Source organism: Planococcus maritimus (genome assembly GCF_001687625.2).
In the GTDB taxonomy this organism is placed as follows: domain Bacteria; phylum Bacillota; class Bacilli; order Bacillales_A; family Planococcaceae; genus Planococcus; species Planococcus maritimus.
In genome coordinates this window covers 2,627,530-2,652,627 of the sequence record NZ_CP016538.2, presented here as the reverse complement: position 1 = coordinate 2,652,627, position 25,098 = coordinate 2,627,530, and the positions used below count along the sequence as shown (strand labels likewise).

Here is a 25,098-nt window from a genome sequence, read left to right as displayed (position 1 = left end):
GTCATCAAATCAACTGAATAGCCATCATGAAGGTGCTTATGTCTAAGAACATGAGTTAAAAGGGAAGCCGGTGCAATTCCGGCGCGGTCCCGCCACTGTATGTGAGAGCAAACTGCAATGCCACTGGAAACTCCGGGAAGGCGCAGCGAGCAATGACCACAAGCCAGGAGACCTGCCTTCTTGAACACCGAACCGAAAGCTTGCGAGGACAGGCCGGACGCGCTTGTTTTTGCGAATCGTCCTGTAAGTCCCCCGCAGTTTTACTGCGGGGGACTTTTTTAATAGAAAAGCGGAAGCGGCTGTTCTGCCTCGACAGGCGTAAGACGGGTGGCCGAAGCGGCGCTCTTTGCCGCACAGGGCAGTCGGCTTACGACCCGAGAGGCAAGCCGCTGGAGCTAGACAAGAAGAAAAGCGTAAGTGCCCGTTCAGCTCCGACAGGCATAAGATAGTCTGGCGAAGCGGCGCTTTTTGCCGCACAGCCAGAATGGCTTATGACCCGAGGAGTTGGGCACTGGAGTCTAGACAACAAGAAAAGCGGAAGCGGCTGAGTGGAAGCTAAGCTAAGTGCGCGACGTCCTGTCGCAACGCTTAGCTGACTCAAATCCTGTGAGCCTCCGAGCGAGCGCTTGGTAGGGAAAACATGAAAACATCAGGGGGAATGAACATGGAGAAAATATGGAAATTCGGAGCAGCTGCAGGAATGGCTGCCATTGTACTGGCTGGATGTGGCGACGAAGAAGCGGCACCGGTTGAAGATCAAGAAACAGAAACACCAGCGGAACCGCCTACAGAAGCAACAGAAGTGGAATTTCCAGTGACCTTAGTCGACGCAATGGGTGATGAAGTGGTTATTGAAGAAGAACCGGAAACATTTGTTTCAATGATTCCTTCAAATACGGAAATCGCTTACGAGCTAGGGTTGGGAGAAAAACTAGTCGGCGTATCGGATTTCGATAATTATCCGGAGGCAGTAGCGGATCTTGAGAAAATTGGTGGCCAAGAATTTAATGTAGAGAAAATCATCAGCCTGCAACCGGATGTCGTATTGGCTCATGAATCAGGGCTTGGCATGGGAACTGATGGATACCAGCAATTGCGCGATGCTGGTTTGAATGTCTTTGTCGTAGAAAATGCCGAAACCTTTGACGAAGTATACGAAACGATTTCCACGATTGGCCAAGTATCCGGCGCCGTAGAGGCAGCAGATGGCTTGATCGAGGAAATGGAAGTACAAGTAGCAGAAATTGAAGAACTGGCAGCGAACGTCGAGGAATCGAAATCAGTATTTGTAGAAATTGGCAGTGAACCGGAACTGTATACAGCTGGAACCGGAACATTCATCCATGAAATGCTAACGATGATTCAAGCGGAAAATGTCGCTGGCGGTGAAGAGGGTTGGATCAGCATGGATCCGGAAGCGGTTGTTGCCGCAAATCCTGATATTATCATCACGACAGAAGGCGGTTATATCGAAAATGCTGCCGAATTGATCAAAGAGCGCAGTGGTTATGCAGAGCTGACGGCTGTGCAGGAAGATGCCATCTACGAATTGAACCCTGATACTGTTACACGCCCAGGCCCGCGTTTGACGGAAGGTTTGATGACTTTGGCGGAAGTGATTTATCCGGAGACTTTCAGTGAGTAAATCGGCACTTGCCTATTTAGTCTCCCTGATTTTATTGGGCGGGGCGGTAGTGCTCGGTGTGACGGTGGGAACCGTGCCGATTTCCCCGTCAGTTATTTGGAATCCTGCTTCAGACGAAGCGGCGGCCAATATTTTATGGAATATCCGCATGCCGAGAGTAGTGCTTGCGGGACTGGTCGGTGCGGCACTGGCGATTGCGGGCGCAGCTTTTCAAGGCTTGCTGAAAAACCCGCTCGCGGATCCATACACGTTGGGAGTGTCGTCTGGTGCCGCTGTCGGTGCTGTGATGACACTTTTTTTCGGCATCTCCATTCCGTTTCTCGGCCTATTCACCTTGCCAGTCATCAGCATGATCGGTGCTTTGATCACGATGCTTGCCGTTATGGGCTTTGCGCGGTTGGTTGATCGCTCGATGAAGATGGAGACGGTTATTTTGACCGGCATCATCTTCAGCTCATTCCTGGGGTCGATCATGTCTTTAATGATTGCATTGACCGGTGAAGAATTACGGCAAATCATTGGCTGGCTGCTTGGCAGCGTATCGATGCGCGGTTGGCCTTATGTGCAAATGGCGCTGCCGTTTGTGCTGGTGGGCTCGTTCGTCTTATGGCTTTACCGCCGCGAATTAAATGCGATGCTGTTTGGCGAAGAACGTGCTCAGCATCTTGGCGTCGACGTCAAACGAAGCAAAATGGCAATTTTGATCGGCGGTTCGGTCTTGACCGGATCCGCTGTTGCCGTTTCCGGGACAATTGGATTTGTTGGCTTGGTCGTTCCGCATATGACACGTCTCGTGTGGGGATCTGATCATCGCCATGTCTTGCCCTTATCGTTCATCAACGGAGCTGCACTGTTAATTGTTTGTGACTTGGTGGCACGGACGATCATTTCGCCGACGGAATTGCCGATTGGGGTCATCACCGCATTTATCGGGGCACCGGTCTTTGCATTTATCTTTTTCCGCCAGCGCAGAGGAGGGCTGTAAATGTTGCAAATCGAAAATCTGTCCGGTGGCTATGGCGACAAAAAAATCGTCAAGGATATCTCATTTGAAGTTGGAAAAGGCCGCATGCTCGGCATTCTAGGGCCGAACGGCAGCGGCAAATCGACCTTGATGAAATTAATCAGCGGCGTGCTGGAGCCGACAGCCGGCGTTGTCCGAGTTGATAGCAGGCCAATCCGTGATTTTCCGGCCAAGGAATTGGCGCGGAAGATGGCGGTCTTGCCGCAGCTTCATGCGCATGCTTTTTCGCATACCGTCCGTGAAACGATTTCGCTCGGTAGATACCCGCATCAAAGCGGCTGGTTTTCATCTTGGTCTGCAGAAGATGAAGCGGCGGTTCAGGAAGCGATGAAGCTCATGGATATTAGCCATTACGAATCGACTTTACTCGAAGAGATGTCCGGCGGTGAACAGCAACGCGTTTTTGTCGCGCAAGCGCTGGCACAAAACGCAGCGGTCTTGCTGCTGGATGAACCGACCAACCATCTCGACATCAATCACCAGAAAGAATTATTGGATACCATCAAAAAACAGGCGATCGAAAAAGAATTGACGGTCATTTCCATTTTCCATGACATCAATCTCGCCTCCATGTATTGCGATGAACTATTGTTGATGGACGAAGGAAGCATTGTGCGAAAAGGCGAACCGCATGAAGTCGTCAGGACATATGACGTCGAGTCCGTTTATAAGACCCGTGTCAGCAACCATCCTCATCCGGAATTGCCAAAGCCACAAATCACGCTATTGCCAGGAGTGCGCAGAGAATCGGCACATCAGCAAGTATCAGCCGAAGATTTTCTCGTGACGCCCGAATTTGTTGTTTACCAAAGCGAACTTCCGCTAAAAACTGTGTCGTCGGCAGTGGTCAATGCTGGGTCTGGCTGGTTCCGTAATTTTCTCAACAGGCATGTGGATGCTACTTACAATATCGATAATAGTTTCGAGGAAATGGTCGAGTATATCGAAGGCAGTGGCTTGAAAGCGACAGATACTGTAGCGATGATGACTGCTGTCCGAACTGAACATGCGATTGTCCGCGAATACGAGTCGGAATTCGGAAGCATCGTCGTAGCAGTGACAGCAGGTGTCGGTAACGGCGTCGACGTGTCGCAGGCAGTGGCACGCGAGCAGCGCGTTGGCACCATCAATACGTGGATTATGGTCAACGGCATCTTATCGGATGAAGCGTTTATTCAAGCGATGATCACAGCAACTGAAGCGAAAACGAAAGCGCTGCAGCACGAAGAAGTGATTGATCCCTTAACCGGGACGATCGCAACAGGCACTTCTACAGATAGCTGTCTGGTCGCCGCCACTCAGCAAGGACAAGCACTGCCATATGCAGGGCCCATCACCAAGGTTGGGAAACTGATCGGTACGGGTGTTTTTGAATGCACAGTCGAAGCGATACACCTTTACCGCGAGGCGAAAAAATTATGATCCATCATGTGTTGGCAATCGGCATCGGCTTATGGCTGGATCGCCTTATCGGAGACCCACCAACGTGGCCGCATCCCGTTCGCTGGATCGGGTCATTGATCCAGGCGTTGAAAAAACGCCTCAATGTCCCACAATATGCTTTTCGCAACGGGTTTGTAATGCTGTTTAGTGTCTTGCTGATTGTCGCTTCAGTAACGATAGCTGTCGTTGCTATTGCTTACTCGTTTAATCCCATGATCGGAATGTTAGTGGAAGCGTTGTTGATCGCTTCCGGATTGTCGCAGAAAAGTTTGAAGCAAGCTGCAGAAGATGTTTACACGCCGCTTATCCAGGGGGATCTTACGCTGGCACGGGAAAGATTGTCGTGGATTGTCGGGCGCGACACCGAAACCTTAGGGGAAAGCGAGATTACCCGCGGCGTTGTCGAAACGGTTTCTGAAAACACCAGCGATGGCATTACCGCACCGATGTTTTGGGCGCTGTTGTTTGGTGCGCCAGGGCTATGGATCTACAAAGCGGTCAATACATGCGACTCGATGGTCGGCTATCAGAATAAAGAATTCCGCGCTTTCGGTTTTGCTTCCGCAAAATTCGACGATGTGTTGAATTATGTTCCGAGCCGTGTGACCGGCTTGTTGATCGTGTTATTCACCCGAAATGAAAGTGGCATGCCGTTGAAAAAACGCCTGTCGATCTGGCTGCGCGATGCTAGGAAACATCCGAGCCCAAACAGTGGGTGGTTAGAAGCCGCAACGGCTGTGCAACTCGGCATTGAACTCGGCGGCGTGAACTCTTACGGCGGCGTCCAGTCGATTCGCGCTAAAATGGGGAAACCTTTGTTCCAACTTGAAGCTAGACATATTAACTGTGCCATCAGCCAAATGAATATAGCGACAATCAGTTTTTTTGCGCTGATTGCACTAGGGGGAATCTTGCTTGAAATTGCCTGAACACGGAGCCAATCCACATCGCCTCTATGAACAAGCTGGGCAAAAGCCGCCTTCAGACATCATCGATTTCAGTGAAAATGTTCATCCTTTCGGACCGCCTGATTTTGTGAAAGAACAATGGGCAAATTTCTTCGGTTTAGTGACTTCGTATCCAGATCCTCAGGCGGAGCCGTTCAAGTCGCAAGCGGCCATCTACCATGGCGTTGAAAAACAGCAAATCGCGGTTGGAAACGGCGCAGCTGAAATTTTCACGTGGTTGGCCAAACGTTACCGCAACAAGCGGGTGTTGCTAGTGGAACCTGCGTTTTCTGAATATCGGGGTACTTTATATGCTGAAAATGCCCATATAATGGAAAATGATTTAAATCCTAAAAATAGCTGGCAATTGCAGCTCGACGAAGTCGAAAAACAGCTAACGCATTGCGACGCCTTTTATCTGTGCAATCCGCACAACCCCACCGGCCGCTTACTTGATGTTCCTATGCTGATGAAAATCGCTGAGCTCTGCAAAGGAAAGTGCGAATTGGTGATCGACGAGGCGTTTATCGATTTTGTCGGAGAACACGCGTCGTTCATTCCGATGCTAGACAGCTATCCTCATGTGATCATCGTTCGTTCGATGACGAAAATGTATGCGCTTGCGGGTCTGCGGCTCGGCTACACGATTGCCACAGCTGATATGATAAGCGAATTGACGGACAGCGCAGCCCATTGGAATGTTAACGGCTTAGCAGCGGCAGCCGGCGCGCGTTGCTTTTCTGAAGAAACGTACCGCAAGCGGGTGATTGCTGCTGCAACCAGTGAACGCGTGAAAATGGAAGCTTACCTGGAGGCGACAGGCTGTACGTTCATCCCATCAGCCGCCAACTTTCTTTGTTTTCAATTGCCGAATCCGCAGCTGTCGGAACCGTTTTTCCAAGCGATGCTAAAAGCAGGAGTCGTCTTGCGCCATACTTATTCTTTCAAAGGAATGGATGGGCAATGGTTCCGCATCGGCATGAAAAGTGCCTCGGCAATGGAACGGCTGAGAAAGGAGATGCATCAATGGTTCCGGGACAATTAATATTTGTATCGGGAGGCGTGCGCAGCGGCAAAAGCACGTATGCGGAAACGCTTGTTCGCCAAGTGAGCGCCAAGCGCAATGTCTATATTGCGAGCGGTGTCGCGCGCGACCAGGAAATGGCTGAACGTATTGGCCGACACCGAAAAGATCGCGCGCAAGATGGCTGGTGGACCATTGAACAGCCCAGGCAATTATCACAAGTCTTGCCGCTCATTCGTGAACATGACGCGATTCTTTGGGACTGTGTGACAACTTGGCTTGCCAATGAATTATATGATGGTTTCGAAGAGGGCGGTTTATGCGCAGATCGGCCTGGCTGTATGGAGCAGAAATGGCAGGAGCTGAAAAACACCATCGATGCGATGCGTGAACAAGCTCACACTATTGTCATCGTGTCCAATGAGTTACTAGATGAACCACTAGTCGCCCCTGCGTATCAGCGATGGCTCGGGACGATCCACCAATGGCTCGCAAGTCGCGCAGACCAGGCGTTTGAAATGGACAACGGCCTGGCAATCCGAAGAAAGTGAAGGTGATGCGGATGGCGAATCGAACGCTTGGAGGCTTATTGCTCGCATTCCAATTCTTTTCATCGATCCCAGTACATCAAGAGATTCCGGTGAAAAAGCCGCAAGTGACAGCGATGTACAGTTTGTTGCCGATAGTCGGATTAATGATGGGGACGATGATGTCAGTAGCCATCTGGTTCATTCACCAGACAACTGATGTCGGCCCGTTAACGATTGCGTTTTTGCTTACGTTTTTATTATGGGCACTTACCGGTGGCTTGCATTTGGACGGGCTTGCGGACACAGGCGACTCTTATTTTTCTTACCAAAGCCGGGACAAGCGCCTTGAAATTATGGGCGACCCACGGATTGGTGCTTTTGGAGCCATGGTATTGATTTTCGCGATTGTTGGGAAGATGATTGTGCTTGCGGAATTGGTCTCTTCTGTATCGTTGTTTGCCATTGCGGCAGTTCCTGTCGTCAGCCGGATTGGGCTATCGGTGTTATCGCTCTTTGCAAAGCCGGCAAAAACGGATGGGCTCGCTGCTTATTTTCAGCGCTTGATCGATCGCAGAACGATTTTGTCAGCGATGTTCGCCTGGTCACTCGTTATGCTCTTGGCCTTATGGGTGTTCTGTGGATGGGCAGTGGCCTTCGCCTTTTTACTAGTAGCGATCCTAGCGACCATCGGCTATAAAAAATGGTGTGACAAGAATTTTGGCGGTGTAACGGGCGATTTGCTCGGGGCATACGTGGAAGGAATGGAGCTGATACTATGGGGAATGCTTTTGTTCTTCGTTTGATCCGCCACGCACCGACTGCCGGGAATAGGCGAAAAGCGTATATCGGCTGGACCGATGAACCGATCTTGCCGTTCGAAGCCCTAGCCACTCATGCGGCCCAGCTCGTTTTCGGCAGTGATTTGCTGCGCTGTAGGCAAACAGCTCAGTTGCTATTTCCGAATGCGCGTTATGAAGCGGATGCTAATTTACGGGAATTGAATTTTGGGGATTGGGAAGGAATGACCTATAGCGAGTTGCAATCGAATGATCATTACCGCAAGTGGATTGATGATCCTCAAGTGGTGCAGCCACCGAATGGGGAAAGTTTTCAACAATTGGCTGAACGGGTAGACCGATCGATCGGAGCTTTCCCCGAAAAAGGAGATTTTACACTTGTCACTCATGGCGGGCCAATCCGCTATCTTTTAGCTAAAGCGAACGGTGGAGAATTCTTTTCCCAACAAGCAGCCCACGGGCAATGCTATACCGTCGCATGGGCGAGCAAGTCGGCGTATAAGGAGGGACAAGCATGCATATCATTTTCGGCGGAGCCTTTAACGGCAAACGCCAATATGTGAAAGAGCATATGGAAGTTGAATCCATCGTTTGGTTTGAAGGCGAGCTGCCCGAACCGGGTGGTGATGCGGTAATCGCCGGACTCGAACATTGGATTCGCGCACAATTGGAACAAGATCATTCCGAACAAGAGATACTAGGGGCAATTAGTACCTTGGCCAACAGCACAGGTGAACGCATCTGGATTTTGACCGATATCAGCCGTGGCATTGTGCCAATCGATCCGCTTGAGCGTGAATGGCGCGATGTCACCGGCAGAAGCTATCAGTATTTATTCGGGCAGGCTCAGCGCATTACACGCATTTGGTACGGCATTCCACAAACACTCAAAGGAGATGGGCGAGATGAACATTTACACGAAAACCGGCGATAAAGGGCAAACAGGATTGATCGGGGGACGGACAGACAAAGACAACCCGCGCGTAGAAGCATACGGTACAATCGACGAAGTGAATTCATTTATCGGAAAAGCCATGACGGAACTCGACCGTGAAGTGTTCGCCGATTTATTGGAAGACTTGCAAACGATCCAAAATGAATTATTCGATTGCGGCGGTGACTTGGCGGATGTCCGCAACACACCACAGTACAAAACCAATGAAGAATCGGTTGAGCAGCTGGAGCGCCGTATCGATGTGTTGATGGATGAGCCGCCGCTTCTAGAGCGTTTTATCCTTCCTGGTGGCACACCAGCGGCAGCGACTTTGCATATCGCACGAACGATTACACGCCGGGCGGAACGGCAGACCGTCAGTTTGGCGAAAGCTGGTGAAGAATTTCCTACGGTCGTTCAGCGCTATTTGAACCGCTTGTCGGATTATTTATTTGCTGCAGCACGCGTCGCCAATTCAAGAATGAAAGTAGCCGATAACGAATACGTGCGCAGCGCCAAAGTCTTCAAGGATGGCGGACGCTCGAAAAAACGGGAGGAATGACATTGAAGACGCAGCAGATTGCTTTGGCCGCGGTTTTTATCAGCTTGTCTGCTATCGGCGGCATGGTAAAGATTCCGCTTGGCATTGCGTCGATTGCATTGGATTCGATGCCAGCGCTCGTTGCAGCGCTATTTCTTGCGGCACCGCTTGCTGGTTTTGTCGCCGCGGCAGGCCATGTATTGTCAGCGTTATTTAGCGGTATGCCGCTCGGACCTTTTCATCTATTGATCGCGCTGGAGATGTTTGCGGTTGTCTGGCTGTTCGCGACGCTGCATCGAAACGGCAAGACCTGGTTGAAATGGGCAGCATTTATTGTCGGCAACGGTGTGGTGGCGGCTGTGCCGTTTTACTTTTTGTTATCGCCTGCTTTTTTTTATGCCTCTGTCCCGGGCTTATTGTTGGCCGCTTCCGTTAATGCTGCAATTGCTGGATTAGCTATACCGTTTGTCACACAAGCTGCGAGGAGATTTGTTTAATGCGCAATGAAATGGTTATGGACGGATTAATCATCACGACAGATAATGCTGCAGCTATCGGGGAGAAAGCACTCGATCAAGTGAATGTGCCGGATCGAGTGGCTGCAAAGTTTGCCGCGCGCGTCGCATTGGCTGAACAATGGGCGGCTGGAGGCCAAGTCTCTGCGATCCTGCTTCATAATTTCAGCGGGGAACTGCACTGGCCGCGCTATATTTCTGGAATTGAGGAATTGTTTTCCGAATTGGGGATGAAAATGCCGCACGTGACTGGCAGCACGGAAAGCAATATGGAGACATTGCAATCGGCGCTAGCGGTGACCATGATCGGTCGAAAAGTGCATGTACTCTATGAAGCTCGCGAACTGCAATGGTTCGTATACGGGGAACCACTTACCGGGGAAGCGGTCTTGACACATACGGATAGGATCGCCGATTTGCGAATCGTTCATGCCGCACTCGAGGGCAAGCTGATTGAACGCATCTGGCCAGTTGGGTCCCAGGGAATCGAACATGAAGCAGAAAAACTATTCGGTCAAAAAACGCCGATTGCCTCATGGATTACTAAAAAAGCGTCAGGCGGACCGGCCACTTGCCTGCTAATCGGAGTGAAACCAGCCAAAGTGCAAGAAGCGCTGCGCGTATTCGGAAAATATTTTAAACCATTAAGCGAGGAACCCGACAGCCGCCGGTAAAGCGGCTATTTTTTATGGAGGAAAACGGATCACGAGACGTGCTGTCTAGTAAAAAGAGGGCAGGTAGAAGTGCGAAGGAGGTGCCTAAATTCACTCGAACTTTCAGGGAAACGACACAAGTACATGAAATATCAGTATTTGGAAATTATATTTCAGCAAGCTTGCAGATTTCTATTGACTGAATGCTCATTCACTTTTAAACTAGAACATAGTATCGACATTCTGCCGCAGTTCACGTACACTTTGGATAAGAATAGGGGATTACACATTCAACAAGGGGGACTACACGATGGAGTTTTTGCTCATCGCTAACTGGATTTTATTTATACTTGTAACCGCTTACGCTGTTTACTTGTTTATCTACTTGCTGAAGTCGCGCTATGAATATATCAAGCTCGGCAAAAAAGTGGAATTTGAAGAAAACTTCAATGAACGCGTCCGCAAAGTAATGGTCAACGTATTTGGCCAGAAGAAACTATTGAAAGATAAAAAAAGCGGCGCGATACACGTGATGTTCTTCTATGGCTTCCTGCTCGTACAGGCGAGCGCCATCGATTTCATCATTAAAGGTTTATCACCAGATTCGCATTTACCGCTTGGCCCATTGTATCCGGCATTTACGCTGTTTCAGGAATTCGTGACCTTGACCATTTTGGTCGCGGTCATCTGGGCATTCTATAGACGTTATATCGAAAAGCTAGTTCGCCTAAAGCGCGGCTGGAAATCAGGGCTTGTCTTGATTTTCATCGGCGGTTTGATGGTGACAGTTCTTGTCGGCAACGGCATGGGCATGATCTGGCATGGGCACGAAGGTGCTTGGACAGAGCCAGTTGCAAGCGTCATCGCCGCAGCATTTGCTTGGCTCCCGGAAGCGGCTGCAGTCACCATCTTCTACGTCATGTGGTGGGCGCATCTCTTGTTCCTATTGACGTTCTTGGTCTATGTCCCGCAATCCAAGCACGCCCACTTGATCTTCGGGCCAGTTAATACTTGGTTCCACCGTTTGGATCATGTCGGCCGCTTGAAGCCAATCAATTTTGAAGACATGGAAGAAGAAAATGAAGAAGATCCTGATGCGATGCCAACATTCGGTGTCGGAAAAATCACGGATTTTACGCAAGCCCAAATGATCGATTTCTACGCATGCGTCGAATGCGGACGTTGCACGAACATGTGTCCAGCTACCGGAACCGGCAAAATGCTGTCTCCGATGGATTTGATCACGAAGCTCCGCGATAATTTGACGAACACGGGTGCTGTCATGACCCAGAAAAAACCATGGGTGCCAGCGTTGGCATTCAACAATACACAAGGAAACCAATTGGCGATGGCTGCTGGTGCTGAAGGTATCTCTATTGATGAACTATACAGCCCGAGCTTGATCGGCGATGTCATCACAGAAGAAGAAATTTGGGCTTGTACAACATGCCGCAACTGTGAAGACCAATGCCCGGTCATGAACGAACACGTCGACAAAATCATCGACCTTCGCCGTTATCTTGTCATGACGGAAGGCAAGATGGATAAAGATGCACAACGCGCGATGACCAACATCGAAAAACAAGGCAATCCATGGGGCTTGAACCGCAAGGAAAAAGAAAACTGGAGAGACGCTCGTCCAGATATCTCGATTCCGACGGTCAAAGAAGTCAGCAAAGCTGGAGAAGAATTTGAGTACTTGTTCTGGGTCGGCTCGATGGGCTCATTCGACAACCGTTCTCAAAAAATAGCGCTGTCGTTTGCTCGTTTGATGAACGAAGCGGGCATCAAATTCGCGATTCTCGGCAACAAAGAAAAGAACTCCGGCGATACACCGCGCCGTCTCGGCAATGAATTCCTATTCCAGGAACTCGCAACTGCCAATATTAAAGAATTTGAAAAAGCGGGTGTTAGCAAGATTGTCACGATTGACCCGCATGCTTACAATATCTTTAAAAACGAATACCCGGATTTCGGCTTTGAAGCAGAAGTCTATCACCATACGGAAATGCTCTTTGACCTTGTGCAACAAGGCAAACTAACGCCGCAGCATGCAGTGAACGAGAAAATCACGTTCCATGATTCCTGCTACCTCGGCCGCTACAACGATGTATACGATGCACCGCGTGAAATCCTCAAAGCAATCGAAGGCGTTGAACTCGTCGAGATGAAACGCAATCGACAAGACGGCATGTGCTGTGGAGCTGGTGGTGGACTTATGTGGATGGAAGAAGACGCCGGACACCGCGTCAACGTTGCCCGCACCGAGCAGGCGCTTGAAGTAACTCCGACGATGATCTCATCCGGATGCCCGTACTGCTTAACGATGCTGTCAGATGGAACGAAAGCAAAAGAAGTTGAAGAGCAAGTCGGCACATACGATGTCGCTGAGCTTCTAGAGATGGCCGTTCTCGGCAAAGATGCACCGCCAGTTGAGGAAATCGTCCAATAAATAGATTTGCCAACTGACAGAAAATTGAGTAGAATAATAGCATAGAGAAAGAATGGAAGGGAGTGCTACACTCCCTTTTCTTATGTAAACAAGTCGAGCGAGCGTTCAGTCAACCAAGAAAAGCAAAATCAGCCGATCAGGGCTGAAAAAATTTTAGTTCTTATGAAAACGTTTCCAAAACACGAGGAGGAAAATGAAATGGCAAAAACGGTCATCATTGATGGGGCACGCACAGCATTCGGAAAATTTGGCGGATCACTTAGCTCTTTTACAGCTAGCGACCTTGGAGCAGCGGCTATTAAGGAAGCGCTTCAACGCGCGCAAGTAAATCCAGAAGATGTACAAGAAGTCATCATGGGCAATGTTTTGCAGGCAGGGCAAGGGCAAATTCCTTCGCGCCAAGCAGCGCATAAAGCGGGAATCCCTTATCACGTGAAATCCGAAACGATCAATAAAGTGTGTGCATCCGGCTTGCGGTCAGTCACGATGGCTGATCAGATTATCCGCTTAGGTGACGAAGAATTGATCGTTGCAGGCGGCATGGAATCGATGTCGAACGCGCCTTATTATTTGCCAAAAGCACGCTTCGGACTTCGCATGGGCGATTCGCAAGTAATTGACGGAATGGTCCACGATGGCCTGTCATGCTCATTCCACCCGGACAAAGTGCATATGGGCACCTACGGCAATTCAACGGCAGAAACTTTCGAACTGACACGCGAAAGACAAGACGAATGGGCAGCCCGTTCCCATGAACGCGCAATTGGAGCACGTGCTCATTTCGCCGAAGAAATTACAGCGATGGAAGTGCCGCAGCGTAAAGGCGATCCGATCACTGTCGATCAAGACGAAGCACCGCGTGATGGCACAACGGCTGAAGTGCTGGCGAAATTGCGTCCGGCATTCGGCAAAGACGGCACGATTACGGCAGGGAATGCACCTGGAATTAACGACGGAGCGGCAGCACTCGTCTTGATGAGTGAAGAACGTGCACAGAAAGACGGGAAATCCGTATTGGCTCATGTTCTAGGACATACAGAAGTGGCGGTCGAACCGCACCGATTCCCAGAAACGCCAGGGCTTGTCATCAACGAATTATTGAAAAAAACCGGCAAAACTTTAGAAGAAATCGATCTTTTTGAAATCAACGAAGCATTTGCGGCGGTAGCGCTGGCAAGCTCGAAAATTGCAGGCCTTGATGAAGAAAAAGTCAATGTTAACGGTGGATCTGTTGCACTTGGTCACCCAATCGGAGCGAGCGGAGCACGCATTGTTCTGACACTGGCTTACGAGTTGAAACGCCGCGGAGGCGGAATTGGAATCGCAGCCATCTGTTCAGGCGGCGGGCAAGGCGACGCAGTAATGATCCAAGTTCCAAAGGAGGAAAACTAAGCATGTCTATTCAAAACGTCATGGTCATCGGAGCCGGCCAAATGGGCTCTGGTATCGCACAAGTATGTGCACAAGCTGGATTTAACGTAAAACTCAACGATATGAAGCAAGAAGCATATGAACGCGGGATCGCGAACATTTCGAAAAACTTGTCACGCAACGTCGAAAAAGGCCGCATGACAGAAGACGAAAAAGCACAAGTAATCGGCCGTATCCAATCTTCTTTGGATCTGAAAGATGCGCATGATGTCGATATCGTTATCGAAGCTGCTGTCGAGAACATGGAAATCAAATCAACGATCTTCAAAACATTGGACGAAGTGGCGCCAAAGCATGCCATTCTTGCATCCAACACTTCTTCACTTCCAATTACGGAAATCGCAGCAGCGACGAACCGCCCGGAACAAGTCATCGGCATGCATTTCATGAACCCTGTACCGGTCATGAAGCTGGTTGAAATCATCCGCGGCTTGGCGACAACGGACGAAGTATATCAGGCGGTTGAAGACATGACGGTAAAACTGTCGAAAACGCCGGTTGAAGTCAATGACTTCCCTGGATTCGTTTCAAATCGTATTTTAATGCCGATGATCAATGAAGCGATCTTTACGCTGCAAGAAGGTGTTGCAACGAAAGAAGCGATTGACGAAGTGATGAAGCTCGGCATGAACCATCCGATGGGGCCGCTGCAACTCGCAGACTTTATCGGTCTTGATACATGCCTTTACATCATGGAAGTGCTGCACGAAGGTTTTGGCGACAGCAAATACCGCCCAAGCCCGCTCTTGCGCCAATACGTAAAAGCCGGCTGGCTCGGCAAAAAGACCGGACGCGGTTTCTACGAATACAACTAAGAATTAGGAGGAGCCGTAATGGAACTGCATTTTACAGATGAACAATTAATGATGCGCAATATGGTGCGCGATTTTGCCAAAGAAGAAATCATGCCTTTTATCGAACGCATGGAAGAAGGCGAATTCCCGACTGAGATCCTGAAAAAGATGGGCGGGCTCGGATTGATGGGCATTACCGCACCTGAAAAATACGGCGGCTCGGAAATGGATTTCACTTCGTACATCACTGCTATACATGAACTATCCAAAGCGAGTGGCGTTATCGGCGTCATTCTCTCGGTCCATACATCGGTCGGCACCAACCCGATCATCAATTTCGGGACAGAACAGCAAATCGCGAAATACGTGCCAAAACTGGCAACGGGTGAATATTTAGGCGCTTTCTGTTTGACGGAACCTTCTGCAGGCTCGGATGCAGCAGCATTGAAAACGCGTGCTGTAAAAAAAGACGGCCATTACGTCTTGAACGGATCGAAAGTTTATATCACAAATGGCGGCGAAGCAGACACTTACATCGTATTCGCCTCGACTAATCCTGAAGCTGGCCCTCGTGGAATTTCTGCCTTTATCGTGGAAAAAGATTTCCCAGGGTTTGTGGTCGGCAAAGACGAACGAAAAATGGGGCTACATGGTTCGCGGACAGTACAATTAACGTTCGAGAACATGGAAGTGCCAGCTGAAAACTTGCTTGGCGAAGAAGGCAAAGGCTTTTCAATCGCCATGGCGAACTTGAACGCCGGGCGCATCGGCATCGCAGCACAAGCTTTAGGTATCGCAGAATCAGCTTACGAATACGCGGTCGCTTATGCGAAAGAGCGCGAGCAGTTCGGCAAACCAATCGCCCAGCAGCAAGGCATCGGATTCAAGCTTGCCGATATGGCAACTCAAGTCGAAGCAGCCAAACTGTTAGTCTATAATGCGGCGGATATGTACGCAAAAGGCATCGAGTGCAATAAGGAATCGTCGATGGCGAAGCTGTTCGCTTCGAAAGCAGCGATGGATATCACGACCGAAGCTATTCAAGTTTACGGCGGCTACGGCTATACGAAAGACTATCCGGTCGAGCGCCTATTCCGCGACGCTAAAGTCACTGAAATTTACGAAGGCACAAGTGAAATTCAGCGCATCGTTATCAGCAAGCAACTATTAAAATAATTGGGGGAAACAATACAATGAACTTTCAACTTTCTGAGGAACATAAAATGATCCGCAAAATGGTTCGCGACTTCGCGAAAAACGAAGTGGCACCGACAGCAGAACAGCGCGACGAAGACGAAAGCTTTGATATGAAAATTTTCCATCAAATGGCGGAACTTGGCCTAACGGGCATTCCGTGGCCAGAAGAGTACGGCGGAATCGGTTCAGATTACTTGGCGTATTGCATCGCGGTGGAAGAATTGTCACGCGTCGATGGCTCGGTCGGTGTTATCTTGTCTGCCCACACCTCGCTTGCTGGATGGCCGGTCTACACATTCGGCACAGAAGAGCAAAAGCAGAAATATTTGCGCCCGATGGCTGAAGGCACAAAAGTCGGTGCTTACGGCCTTACTGAACCATCTGCAGGATCGGATGCAGGAAGCATGAAAACGAGCGCGAAAGAAGACGGCGACCATTACATCCTAAACGGATCGAAAATCTTCATCACGAACGGCGGCATCGCTGACATTTATGTCGTTTTCGCCGTGACAGACCCAGATTCGAAACATAAAGGCACGACAGCATTCATCGTCGAAAAAGATTTCGAAGGCTTCTCGGTAGGTAAAAAAGAGAAGAAACTCGGCATCCGCTCAAGCCCGACGACAGAAATCATCTTCGACAATTGTCGTGTACCAAAAGAAAACGTTCTCGGCGAACTGGGACAAGGCTTTAAAATCGCCATGCAGACACTTGATGGCGGGCGTAACGGCATCGCAGCACAAGCTGTCGGAATCGCGCAAGGCGCAATGGACGCAGCAGTCGATTACGCAAAAGAGCGCGAGCAGTTCGGCAAACCGATCGCAGCGAACCAAGGCATCTCGTTCAAGCTTGCGGATATGGCGACAGGCATCGAAGCATCTCGCCTATTGACGTACCAGGCGGCTTGGCTCGAGTCGAACAAATTGTCTTATAGTAAAGAATCGGCGATGGCGAAATTGATGGCTGGCGACACAGCGATGAAAGTGACGACAGAAGCGGTTCAAGTGTTCGGTGGCTATGGCTACACGAAAGATTATCCGGTTGAGCGTTTCATGCGCGATGCGAAAATTACGCAAATTTACGAAGGCACACAGGAAGTCCAGCGTTTGGTCATTTCCCGTATGGTCACTAAATAAACGGAGGGTCGGCCCATGACGAAAAAGCGTGAAATTCAGTCCTCCGTGAAAGACGAAAGCCTGATTGTAAAGCGCCGTGAACAAATGATTCACGGTGCTGTCACGCTTTTTAAAGAAAAGGGCTTTCACCGGACGACGACAAGAGAAATTGCTAAAGCGGCTGGTTTCAGCATCGGCACATTGTACGAATACATCCGCACAAAAGAAGATGTGCTCTATCTCGTGTGCGACTCGATTTACGATGAGGTCAACGCCCGGCTGGACCGGCTCGATTTGGAGGAAGGCTCGCTTGAGACGCTGGTGAAAGCGCTCGAGCAATACTATACATTGATCGATGACATGCAGGATGAATTTGTCGTCATGTACCAGGAATCCAAATCCTTGCCAAAAGACGCGCTGGGCTATGTATTGAACAAGGAGCTCGAAATGACGGCTTTGTTCGAACGGCTGCTGGAAAAATGTACGGCCACAGGGGAATTGTCCTTGACGCCGAAAGAAATCGTCCTGGCTTCCCATCATTTGTTCGTACAAGGGCAAATGTGGGCGTTCAGGCGCTGGGCGCTGGATGATTATACCGTTGGGGAATTTATCGATATGCAAACGAAGTTTCTGCTGCAGGGGATGGCAGGGGAAAAAATCACCATACAGGGGGCTTGACCATATTGGCTACTATACAAGAAAACACGACTTATCAGCCGAAGCACCACATCCGGTTCGTGACGGCATCGAGTCTTTTCGATGGGCACGATGCATCGATCAATATCATGCGCCGGATTTTACAGGCAAACGGCGTCGAGGTTATCCATTTGGGGCATAACCGTTCAGTTGAAGAAGTCGTCAATGCGGCAATCCAGGAAGATGTCCAGGGAATCGCCATTTCTTCTTACCAGGGCGGCCACGTGGAATATTTCAAATACATGCATGATTTGCTTCAAGAACGCGGAGCGGGGCATATCCACATCTACGGAGGCGGCGGCGGGGTCATCTTGCCGCGTGAAATCCGTGAACTGGAAGACTACGGGATCGCCGGCATTTTTTCGCCTGAAGACGGGCGCAAAAAAGGCTTGCAAGGCATGATTGCAGAAATCGTTGAAGAATGCGATTTCTCGACCGCAAAAGAAGACGTTTCGCTAGACGGGTTAACGGCTGAAAACCCGGTAGCGCTTGCCAATGTCATCACGACTGCAGAAGAAGCGCATACGCGAAACCTCGATACAGGCGATTTGATGAAAGCGGTTCGCGATAAATCGAAAAACACGCCGGTTCTTGGGATTACCGGAACGGGCGGGGCAGGGAAAAGCTCATTGACAGACGAGTTGATCCGCCGTTTCCTCACTGAACTTCCGGACAAAAAAATAGCCATCTTGTCGATTGACCCGACGAAACAAAAGACAGGCGGGGCGCTTCTTGGCGACCGCATCCGGATGAACGCCATCTTCAATAAGCGCGTCTTCATGAGAAGCCTCGCAACACGCGGCTCTAGAACGGAACTGTCCGCAGCAATCGGCGATGTGCTCGATGTCGTGAAAGCGGCAGGATTTGATTTGATCGTCGTGGAAACGAGCGGCATTGGGCAAGGCGATGCTGAAATCGCCGGCATTTCCGATGTCTCGATGTATGTCATGACGAGTGAGTTCGGTGCGCCGACACAGCTCGAAAAAATCGACATGATCGATTACGCCGATTTAATTGTTATCAATAAATTCGAACGCAAAGGCTCTGAAGATGCACTGCGCCAAGTCCAAAAACAATATCAGCGCAGCCACTTGCTATGGGAAAACGAGCTGGATGATATGCCGGTCTACGGCACGATCGCTAGCCAGTTTAACGATAAAGGCACCAATGCCTTGTTTGCAGCACTCGTGGCAACTGTCAATGAAAAATGCGACATGGACTGGGAAACAAGCTACGAAGCTTTTGCTAAAACACAAAAAGAAAACCTCATCATCCCGAACGACCGCCGCTATTATTTGCGGGAAATTACGGATTCGGTTCGCGGTTATCATGCGAAGAGTGCAGAACAAGCTGGTTTCGCACGCCGTTTGTTCCAGCTAGAAGGCGCGATTGAAGAAGTTCAGAAAAACGCGCCGGATGACGCACTTGTCCAGTCGTTAGAATCTCTCGCCACAGGCGTTCGTGATGAATTGACGGCTGAATCGAAGCGCATCCTTGATAACTGGAATTCGCTTCAAGAAGATTACGCAGGCGATGAATTGGTCACAAAAGTCCGTGATAAAGAACTGCGGACATTGCTGCGGACAGAAAGTTTGTCCGGCATCAAAGTGCCAAGAGTCGCATTGCCGAAATTCAAGGACTACGGCGAAATTTTGCGCTGGGTCTATGCAGAAAACGTACCGGGGGCGTTCCCTTATACAGCAGGCGTGTTCCCGTTCAAACGTGCGGGAGAAGATCCAAAACGCCAGTTTGCCGGAGAAGGAACACCGGAACGAACGAATAGAAGATTCCATTATTTGTCAAAAGGTGACGATGCGAAACGCTTGTCCACAGCATTTGATTCCGTGACACTTTATGGCGAAGATCCGGATCACCGCCCGGATATTTACGGGAAAGTCGGCGAGTCTGGCGTTTCCATCTGTACATTAGAAGACATGAAGAAACTATATGACGGTTTCGATCTTTGTGCACCTTCTACTTCCGTGTCGATGACCATTAACGGGCCAGCGCCGATTATCCTGGCAATGTTCATGAACACGGCTATCGACCAACAAGTGAAAAAACAAGAAGAAGAGCTCGGCCGCACATTAACGGTCGAAGAATTCACCGAAGTGCGTGAAGGTACTTTGCAGGTCGTGCGTGGAACGGTTCAAGCAGATATTCTGAAAGAAGACCAAGGACAGAACACGTGCATCTTCTCGACAGAATTTGCGCTGCGCATGATGGGTGATATCCAGCAATACTTTATCGACCATAAAGTGCGCAATTACTATTCAGTGTCAATCTCGGGCTACCATATTGCGGAAGCGGGCGCGAACCCGATTTCACAATTGGCGTTTACCTTGTCGAATGGCTTCACCTACGTGGAGTATTATTTGAGCCGCGGCATGAACATCGATGATTTCGCACCGAACTTATCGTTCTTTTTCTCGAACGGTTTGGATCCGGAATACACGGTCATCGGGCGCGTTGCTCGCCGCATTTGGGCAATCGTTATGCGTGATAAATATGGCGCAAACGAACGCAGCCAAAAACTGAAATACCACGTCCAGACGTCTGGCCGCAGCTTGCATGCGCAGGAAATTGACTTTAACGATATCCGCACGACGCTGCAAGCATTGATGGCGCTTCAGGACAACTGCAACTCGCTTCACACCAATGCTTATGACGAAGCGATTACAACGCCGACGGAAGAATCTGTGCGCCGCGCGATGGCCATCCAGATGATCATCACGAAAGAGCATGGCTTGTCGAAAAACGAAAACCCATTACAAGGCGCATTCGTCGTGGAAGAGTTGACGCAATTGGTTGAAGAGGCCGTCATGACCGAATTCGACCGCATCAACGACCGCGGCGGCGTTCTTGGCGCGATGGAGACGCAGTACCAGCGCGGCAAGATCCAAGAAGAATCCATGCATTACGAAATGAAGAAGCATACCGGCGAATTGCCGATTATTGGAGTCAATACGTATTTGAATCCGAATCCGCAATCGGACGATGACATCAACGCGATGGAAATCGCCCGTGCAACGAAAGAAGAAAAAGAGACGCAAATTAACAATTTGCGTGCGTTCCAGGAGCGCAATCCTTCAGATGAAGCGTTGCAGCGTTTGAAACAAGTGGCGAAAGAAGGCGGCAATATCTTCGAAGAACTGATGGAGACGGTCAAAGTCGCAAGTCTTGGCCAGATCACGTCAGCGCTCTACGAAGTAGGCGGCCAGTACCGCAGAAATATGTAAGCTTTCATCCCCTTGCCTGGAAACGGGCGAGGGGATTTTTTGTAATGTTTCAGCATGAGCTTTCATTTGTGCTTAGCTAGACTGGAGTGTAAAGAAGTGATCGAGATGGGCGGTTCGTTGATCCTTTCATCACGAATGAGCCGCCTCCCGCTTGGGGCTGGCCTCCCGCCATAAGCCAAGAAGAGCGCTTGTCTTATGGCTTCGGCACGCCCTTGTGCGCGGTTTGGCTTTTAGATTTCATTGGATACTGCATGCGAGGAAGTGTCACTGTTAGTTAACTTCATCCGCTGGTGGTGACGCTTAGTTGGACTTGATAGCGAGATGTGTCGATCGTTGTTTCTTTCATCTGTAAGTCGTCGCCTCCCGCTTGGGGCTGGCCTCTTGCCATAAGCCAAGAAGAGCGCTTGTCTTATGGCTTCGGCACGCCCTTGTGCGCGGTTCGGCTTATAGATTTCGTTGAAGTTTTTACGTGACGCAGTATTTCTGTTTGTCGTTTTCATCCACTGGGGGGGCGACGCTTAATTGGACTTGATAGCGAGATGTGTTGATCGTTGTTTATTTCATCTGTAAGTCGTCGCCTTCCGCTTGGGGCTGGCCTCCCGCCATAAGCCAAGAAGAACACTTGTCTTATGGCTTCGGCACGCCCTTGTGCGCGGTTCGGCTTTTAGATTCCATTGGATGTTGCATGCGGGGAAGTGTCGCTGTTAATTGTTTTTATCCGCTGGTGGTGACGCTTAATTGAACTGGATAGCGAGATGTGTTGATCGTTGTTTATTTCATCTGTAAGTCGTCGCCTCCCGCTTGGGGCTTGCCTCCCGCCATAAGCCAAGAAGAACGCTTGTCTTATGGCTTCGGCTCGCCCTTGTGCGCGGTTTGGCTGATAGATTTCGTTGAAGTTTTTACGTGACGCAGTATTTCTGTTTATCGTCTCATCCACTGGTGGGTGACGCTTAGTTGGACTTGATAGATACGAAGATGCTTAGTGTCTATTCAATTTGTATATTCAAAGCTGTCCAAAACTGTTCATGCTAATTTCAATGACAGATGAATTTCATTTCCACTCTATACTTAGAGGTGGAGCGTAAATGGCTGACTCCTGGGGGACCGAGCGGGCTGGCGAGACAAATGTGCCGCGCATTTTGGCACATTGGCTCAACACCCGCCCACCGGAAAGCAGCCATTGGAGCGAAACCTCCCCACATACATTTACTCTACAAACTTAGTTGTATTGACAACTCAAACCTCATCCAGCACTTCGGTCGATTTGATGGGACAAGTCCGTTATAATAGGAGAAGTTGAAACTCTAAAGAAAAGAGCTGGATGACGCCATGCCCAAAGCTGCCCATTACGCCATCATTATGGTCGCGGTCGTGTTGCTGATTGTTTTATACAATAAAGCGCTCGGTTCGATCCCATTTTTAATCCTGTCTGCCTACTTTTTTTATTTTGGCTGGGTTCAGCTTGCGCGCAGAAAAAAGAAATCTCGGTAGCGGACAGCAAAGACTTTGTATATAATGGATAGAGTTACGATACAAGAAGGGACGTGCACGAATGAACATCCGTGAATTAACGAAAGAAGAATTGCTAGAAGAGTCGTTCGTCGACTTAACATATGCCATTTTGGAAGAAACAAAAGAAACGAAGACTTTTTCTGAGCTGGTTGCTGAATTGCAACAGTTAATCGGACTTTCTGAAGAAGAAATGAAGGCGCATCTTGCACAGTATTACACTGACATGAACATCGATGGCCGTTTTCTAATCCTAGGCGAAAACCGCTGGGGCCTTCGCGAGTGGTACCCGGTTGAGCAGATCGAAGAAGAATCTGCACCGACGGTTAAAGCCCGCAAGAAAAAGAAATCGAAATCGACAGATGATGACTTCGACGATATGGATCTTGAATTGGAAGATGAACTTGACTTTGAAGACTTCGGTGAAGATGATGGCGAGGTTTCTTCTGATGACGACGATGATGACGATGACGATGAAGTGGCGGTCAAAGCACCGGTCGCTGATCTTGATTTTGATTCAACCAATGATGACGACGACGAAGTGGAAGATGTCGGCGTCCTTGTAGAAGACCTTGATGGCAACATCATCGACGAAGAAGATGACGATGACGACGACGAAGAAGAAGAAGAGGATGGACTCAAGTAGTCTGAACTTTTTTTCACCTTGACGGAAACGGCTGTACAGGATAAGATTTTATTGGGCTCCTTAAAATAGGAGAGATGATTCGTATAGCTAACGCGCTCCCCCTGCACGCTTTGCAGGAGGGGCGCTTTTTATTTTTTAATGCCGCTATCTGGCGGCAAATCAACGTGCCATCCGCCTTTTTGGATGGCTGAAGCTTTTTCTGGCTGAACGCGATTCGGGATTGCATGACGTGGAACGATCACATTTTATTTCATTACTCGAGGAGGAAACAGAGCATGACAAAGTATATATTCGTAACAGGTGGAGTGGTTTCATCATTAGGAAAAGGGATCACGGCTGCCTCTCTTGGCCGCTTGCTGAAAAACCGCGGACTTAGCGTAACGATCCAGAAATTCGATCCATACATCAATATTGACCCAGGCACGATGAGCCCTTACCAGCACGGGGAAGTGTTTGTGACGGACGACGGCGCGGAAACGGATTTGGACTTGGGCCATTACGAGCGCTTTATCGACATCAACTTGAACAAATATTCGAACGTGACGACAGGTAAAGTTTACTCGACGGTCATCCAGAAAGAACGCCGTGGTGATTATTTGGGCGGAACAGTCCAAGTCATCCCGCACATCACCAATGAAATCAAAGACCGCTTGTTGCGTGCAGCGAAAACGGCTCAAGCTGATGTCGTCATCACGGAAATCGGCGGAACGGTCGGCGATATTGAATCGTTGCCATTCCTTGAAGCCATTCGCCAAATGCGTTCGGACCTCGGCCGTGATGAAGTCATGTACATCCACTGCACACTGATTCCTTATCTCGGGGCAGCCAAAGAAATGAAAACGAAACCGACACAGCACAGCGTGAAAGAACTTCGCAGCCTCGGCATTCAGCCGAACTTGATCGTCGTGCGTACAGAACACCCTGTACCACAGGACATGAAAGATAAAATCGCCTTGTTCTGCGATATCAAGTCTGAAGAAGTCATCGAGTCGCGCGACGTCGATGTCATCTATGAAATGCCGCTTCGTTTGCAGGAGCAGCACATGGACCAAATCGTTCTGGATCATTTCGGCATCGAAGCACCGGAAGCGGACATGACAGAATGGAACGAACTTGTCGAGAAAGTGAAGTCTTTGAAGAAATCCGTGAAGATTGGCCTTGTCGGTAAATACGTAGAACTTCAAGATGCTTATATCTCTGTCGTGGAATCCTTGAAGCACGCTGGTTTCGCTTTCGACTCCGATATTGAAGTCGACTGGATCAATGCGGAGCACGTCAACGCAGAAAATGTAGCGGAAACGCTTCAGGACTGCGACGGAATCCTCGTACCTGGTGGCTTCGGCGACCGCGGTGTAGAAGGAAAAGTCCTTGCTACGCAATATGCGCGTGAAAACCAAGTGCCATTCTTCGGTATCTGTCTCGGGATGCAGCTTGCTTCTGTCGAATTTGCGCGCAATATCATGAATTTGGACGGCGCGCATTCGTCTGAACTCGATCCGAAAACTTTGTATCCGGTTATCGACCTGCTGCCAGAGCAAAAAGACGTCGAAGACTTGGGAGGGACTTTGCGTCTCGGCCTATACCCAGCGAAGCTCGACAAGACTTCGAAAGCTTATGAAGCATACGGCGAAGAACTTGTTTACGAAAGACACCGTCATCGCTACGAGTTCAACAATGAATTCCGTGAGCAGTTTGAAAAAGCCGGATTTAAATTCACAGGCACAAGCCCGGATGGCCGCTTGGTTGAAATCATCGAAGTTACCGATCATCCGTGGTTCGTCGCGTGCCAGTTCCACCCGGAATTCATCTCGCGCCCGAACCGTCCGCAACCATTATTCCGTGAATTTATTCGCGCATCATTGAATAACCAGTAATTAGCATGTGAAAAGCCTCTTCATTTCCTGGAAGGCCGACATCGTTCAGATGGCAAAAGCCTTCCCTATTTTTAGGGAAGGCTTTTTGCGGC

22 protein-coding genes and 1 riboswitch are annotated in these 25,098 nt (G+C 49.5%); all 22 genes read left to right on the top strand.

Features of this window, described 5'->3' with window-relative positions:
* The first annotated feature begins 13 nt into the window (after window positions 1-13).
* A riboswitch (cobalamin riboswitch) is annotated at window positions 14-194 on the top strand.
* A 470-nt stretch (window positions 195-664) separates the two neighbouring features.
* The 22 genes from BBI11_RS13160 (at window position 665) to BBI11_RS13060 (ending at window position 25,006) form a co-directional block, all read left to right on the top strand.
* Window positions 665-1,645, top strand: a complete 981-nt coding sequence (locus BBI11_RS13160) for an ABC transporter substrate-binding protein (RefSeq protein WP_068464261.1) — start codon at window positions 665-667, stop codon at window positions 1,643-1,645.
* Complete coding sequence (locus BBI11_RS13155) at window positions 1,638-2,630, top strand: FecCD family ABC transporter permease (RefSeq protein ID WP_068464257.1); 993 nt, start codon at window positions 1,638-1,640, stop codon at window positions 2,628-2,630. The genes BBI11_RS13160 and BBI11_RS13155 overlap by 8 nt, the downstream gene beginning before the upstream one ends.
* Window positions 2,631-4,091 carry an adenosylcobinamide amidohydrolase gene (locus BBI11_RS13150; protein ID WP_068464253.1) on the top strand — a complete coding sequence of 487 codons (1,461 nt, stop codon included), beginning with the start codon at window positions 2,631-2,633 and terminating at the stop codon, window positions 4,089-4,091. It begins immediately after the preceding gene.
* Window positions 4,088-5,041, top strand: coding sequence for an adenosylcobinamide-phosphate synthase CbiB (gene cbiB, locus BBI11_RS13145; RefSeq protein ID WP_068464250.1), 954 nt, complete (start codon window positions 4,088-4,090; stop codon window positions 5,039-5,041). The genes BBI11_RS13150 and cbiB overlap by 4 nt, the downstream gene beginning before the upstream one ends.
* Window positions 5,028-6,104: a pyridoxal phosphate-dependent aminotransferase gene (locus BBI11_RS13140; RefSeq protein ID WP_068464247.1), complete on the top strand. Its 1,077-nt coding sequence runs from the start codon at window positions 5,028-5,030 to the stop codon at window positions 6,102-6,104. Before cbiB ends, BBI11_RS13140 begins: the two co-directional genes overlap by 14 nt.
* Window positions 6,086-6,634 carry a bifunctional adenosylcobinamide kinase/adenosylcobinamide-phosphate guanylyltransferase gene (locus BBI11_RS13135; protein ID WP_068464245.1) on the top strand — a complete coding sequence of 183 codons (549 nt, stop codon included), beginning with the start codon at window positions 6,086-6,088 and terminating at the stop codon, window positions 6,632-6,634. Before BBI11_RS13140 ends, BBI11_RS13135 begins: the two co-directional genes overlap by 19 nt.
* An 11-nt stretch (window positions 6,635-6,645) precedes the next feature.
* Entirely contained in the window at window positions 6,646-7,416 is a 771-nt protein-coding gene (cobS, locus tag BBI11_RS13130; protein WP_068464242.1) for an adenosylcobinamide-GDP ribazoletransferase, read from the top strand.
* On the top strand, window positions 7,389-7,973 hold the full coding sequence (locus BBI11_RS13125; protein ID WP_068464239.1) for a histidine phosphatase family protein: 585 nt from the start codon (window positions 7,389-7,391) through the stop codon (window positions 7,971-7,973). Before cobS ends, BBI11_RS13125 begins: the two co-directional genes overlap by 28 nt.
* Entirely contained in the window at window positions 7,925-8,344 is a 420-nt protein-coding gene (locus tag BBI11_RS13120) for a bifunctional adenosylcobinamide kinase/adenosylcobinamide-phosphate guanylyltransferase (protein WP_068464236.1), read from the top strand. The genes BBI11_RS13125 and BBI11_RS13120 overlap by 49 nt, the downstream gene beginning before the upstream one ends.
* Entirely contained in the window at window positions 8,316-8,906 is a 591-nt protein-coding gene (locus BBI11_RS13115; protein ID WP_068464232.1) for a cob(I)yrinic acid a,c-diamide adenosyltransferase, read from the top strand. Before BBI11_RS13120 ends, BBI11_RS13115 begins: the two co-directional genes overlap by 29 nt.
* Window positions 8,903-9,382, top strand: coding sequence for an ECF transporter S component (locus BBI11_RS13110; RefSeq protein ID WP_418312505.1), 480 nt, complete (start codon window positions 8,903-8,905; stop codon window positions 9,380-9,382). Before BBI11_RS13115 ends, BBI11_RS13110 begins: the two co-directional genes overlap by 4 nt.
* Complete coding sequence (locus BBI11_RS13105; RefSeq protein WP_068464226.1) at window positions 9,382-10,074, top strand: hypothetical protein; 693 nt, start codon at window positions 9,382-9,384, stop codon at window positions 10,072-10,074. The genes BBI11_RS13110 and BBI11_RS13105 overlap by 1 nt, the downstream gene beginning before the upstream one ends.
* A 289-nt stretch (window positions 10,075-10,363) precedes the next feature.
* Entirely contained in the window at window positions 10,364-12,505 is a 2,142-nt protein-coding gene (locus tag BBI11_RS13100; RefSeq protein WP_068464223.1) for a (Fe-S)-binding protein, read from the top strand.
* 198 nt (window positions 12,506-12,703) lie between these two features.
* Window positions 12,704-13,897: an acetyl-CoA C-acetyltransferase gene (locus BBI11_RS13095; RefSeq protein ID WP_068464221.1), complete on the top strand. Its 1,194-nt coding sequence runs from the start codon at window positions 12,704-12,706 to the stop codon at window positions 13,895-13,897.
* A gap of 2 nt (window positions 13,898-13,899) precedes the next feature.
* The gene (locus tag BBI11_RS13090; protein WP_068464218.1) at window positions 13,900-14,751 is read left to right on the top strand and encodes a 3-hydroxybutyryl-CoA dehydrogenase; all 852 of its coding nucleotides are present in this window, start codon (window positions 13,900-13,902) and stop codon (window positions 14,749-14,751) included.
* A gap of 18 nt (window positions 14,752-14,769) precedes the next feature.
* Window positions 14,770-15,906 carry an acyl-CoA dehydrogenase gene (locus BBI11_RS13085; protein WP_068464215.1) on the top strand — a complete coding sequence of 379 codons (1,137 nt, stop codon included), beginning with the start codon at window positions 14,770-14,772 and terminating at the stop codon, window positions 15,904-15,906.
* 17 nt (window positions 15,907-15,923) lie between these two features.
* Window positions 15,924-17,063, top strand: a complete 1,140-nt coding sequence (locus BBI11_RS13080) for an acyl-CoA dehydrogenase (protein ID WP_068464212.1) — start codon at window positions 15,924-15,926, stop codon at window positions 17,061-17,063.
* Between the two features lie 15 nt (window positions 17,064-17,078).
* Window positions 17,079-17,720, top strand: coding sequence for a TetR/AcrR family transcriptional regulator (locus tag BBI11_RS13075; RefSeq protein WP_068464208.1), 642 nt, complete (start codon window positions 17,079-17,081; stop codon window positions 17,718-17,720).
* Window positions 17,721-17,725: 5 nt separating this feature from the next.
* A complete protein-coding gene (gene icmF, locus BBI11_RS13070) occupies window positions 17,726-20,977 on the top strand; it encodes a fused isobutyryl-CoA mutase/GTPase IcmF (RefSeq protein WP_083389106.1) in 3,252 nt (1,083 codons plus the stop codon).
* A 1,329-nt stretch (window positions 20,978-22,306) separates the two neighbouring features.
* Window positions 22,307-22,468 (top strand): hypothetical protein, encoded by a 162-nt coding sequence (locus tag BBI11_RS16525; protein WP_167358172.1) that lies wholly within the window; start codon window positions 22,307-22,309, stop codon window positions 22,466-22,468.
* Between the two features lie 61 nt (window positions 22,469-22,529).
* Window positions 22,530-23,132: a DNA-directed RNA polymerase subunit delta gene (rpoE, locus tag BBI11_RS13065; protein WP_068464205.1), complete on the top strand. Its 603-nt coding sequence runs from the start codon at window positions 22,530-22,532 to the stop codon at window positions 23,130-23,132.
* A 275-nt stretch (window positions 23,133-23,407) separates the two neighbouring features.
* A complete protein-coding gene (locus BBI11_RS13060) occupies window positions 23,408-25,006 on the top strand; it encodes a CTP synthase (RefSeq protein ID WP_068464203.1) in 1,599 nt (532 codons plus the stop codon).
* Window positions 25,007-25,098 lie beyond the last annotated feature (92 nt).

Bases quoted from the DNA above. Each gene is read 5' to 3' on its own strand.
- BBI11_RS13080 (WP_068464212.1), top strand. From the start codon at position 15,924: ATGAACTTTCAACTTTCTGAGGAACATAAAATGATCCGCAAAATGGTT.
- cbiB (WP_068464250.1), top strand. From the start codon at position 4,088: ATGATCCATCATGTGTTGGCAATCGGCATCGGCTTATGGCTGGATCGC.
- BBI11_RS13135 (WP_068464245.1), top strand. From the start codon at position 6,086: ATGGTTCCGGGACAATTAATATTTGTATCGGGAGGCGTGCGCAGCGGC.
- BBI11_RS13160 (WP_068464261.1), top strand. From the start codon at position 665: ATGGAGAAAATATGGAAATTCGGAGCAGCTGCAGGAATGGCTGCCATT.
- BBI11_RS13120 (WP_068464236.1), top strand. From the start codon at position 7,925: ATGCATATCATTTTCGGCGGAGCCTTTAACGGCAAACGCCAATATGTG.
- BBI11_RS13115 (WP_068464232.1), top strand. From the start codon at position 8,316: ATGAACATTTACACGAAAACCGGCGATAAAGGGCAAACAGGATTGATC.
- BBI11_RS13075 (WP_068464208.1), top strand. From the start codon at position 17,079: ATGACGAAAAAGCGTGAAATTCAGTCCTCCGTGAAAGACGAAAGCCTG.
- BBI11_RS13125 (WP_068464239.1), top strand. From the start codon at position 7,389: ATGGGGAATGCTTTTGTTCTTCGTTTGATCCGCCACGCACCGACTGCC.
- BBI11_RS13060 (WP_068464203.1), top strand. From the start codon at position 23,408: ATGACAAAGTATATATTCGTAACAGGTGGAGTGGTTTCATCATTAGGA.
- BBI11_RS13095 (WP_068464221.1), top strand. From the start codon at position 12,704: ATGGCAAAAACGGTCATCATTGATGGGGCACGCACAGCATTCGGAAAA.
- BBI11_RS13110 (WP_418312505.1), top strand. From the start codon at position 8,903: ATGACATTGAAGACGCAGCAGATTGCTTTGGCCGCGGTTTTTATCAGC.
- cobS (WP_068464242.1), top strand. From the start codon at position 6,646: ATGGCGAATCGAACGCTTGGAGGCTTATTGCTCGCATTCCAATTCTTT.
- BBI11_RS16525 (WP_167358172.1), top strand. From the start codon at position 22,307: ATGCCCAAAGCTGCCCATTACGCCATCATTATGGTCGCGGTCGTGTTG.
- rpoE (WP_068464205.1), top strand. From the start codon at position 22,530: ATGAACATCCGTGAATTAACGAAAGAAGAATTGCTAGAAGAGTCGTTC.
- BBI11_RS13100 (WP_068464223.1), top strand. From the start codon at position 10,364: ATGGAGTTTTTGCTCATCGCTAACTGGATTTTATTTATACTTGTAACC.
- BBI11_RS13090 (WP_068464218.1), top strand. From the start codon at position 13,900: ATGTCTATTCAAAACGTCATGGTCATCGGAGCCGGCCAAATGGGCTCT.
- BBI11_RS13150 (WP_068464253.1), top strand. From the start codon at position 2,631: ATGTTGCAAATCGAAAATCTGTCCGGTGGCTATGGCGACAAAAAAATC.
- BBI11_RS13085 (WP_068464215.1), top strand. From the start codon at position 14,770: ATGGAACTGCATTTTACAGATGAACAATTAATGATGCGCAATATGGTG.
- BBI11_RS13105 (WP_068464226.1), top strand. From the start codon at position 9,382: ATGCGCAATGAAATGGTTATGGACGGATTAATCATCACGACAGATAAT.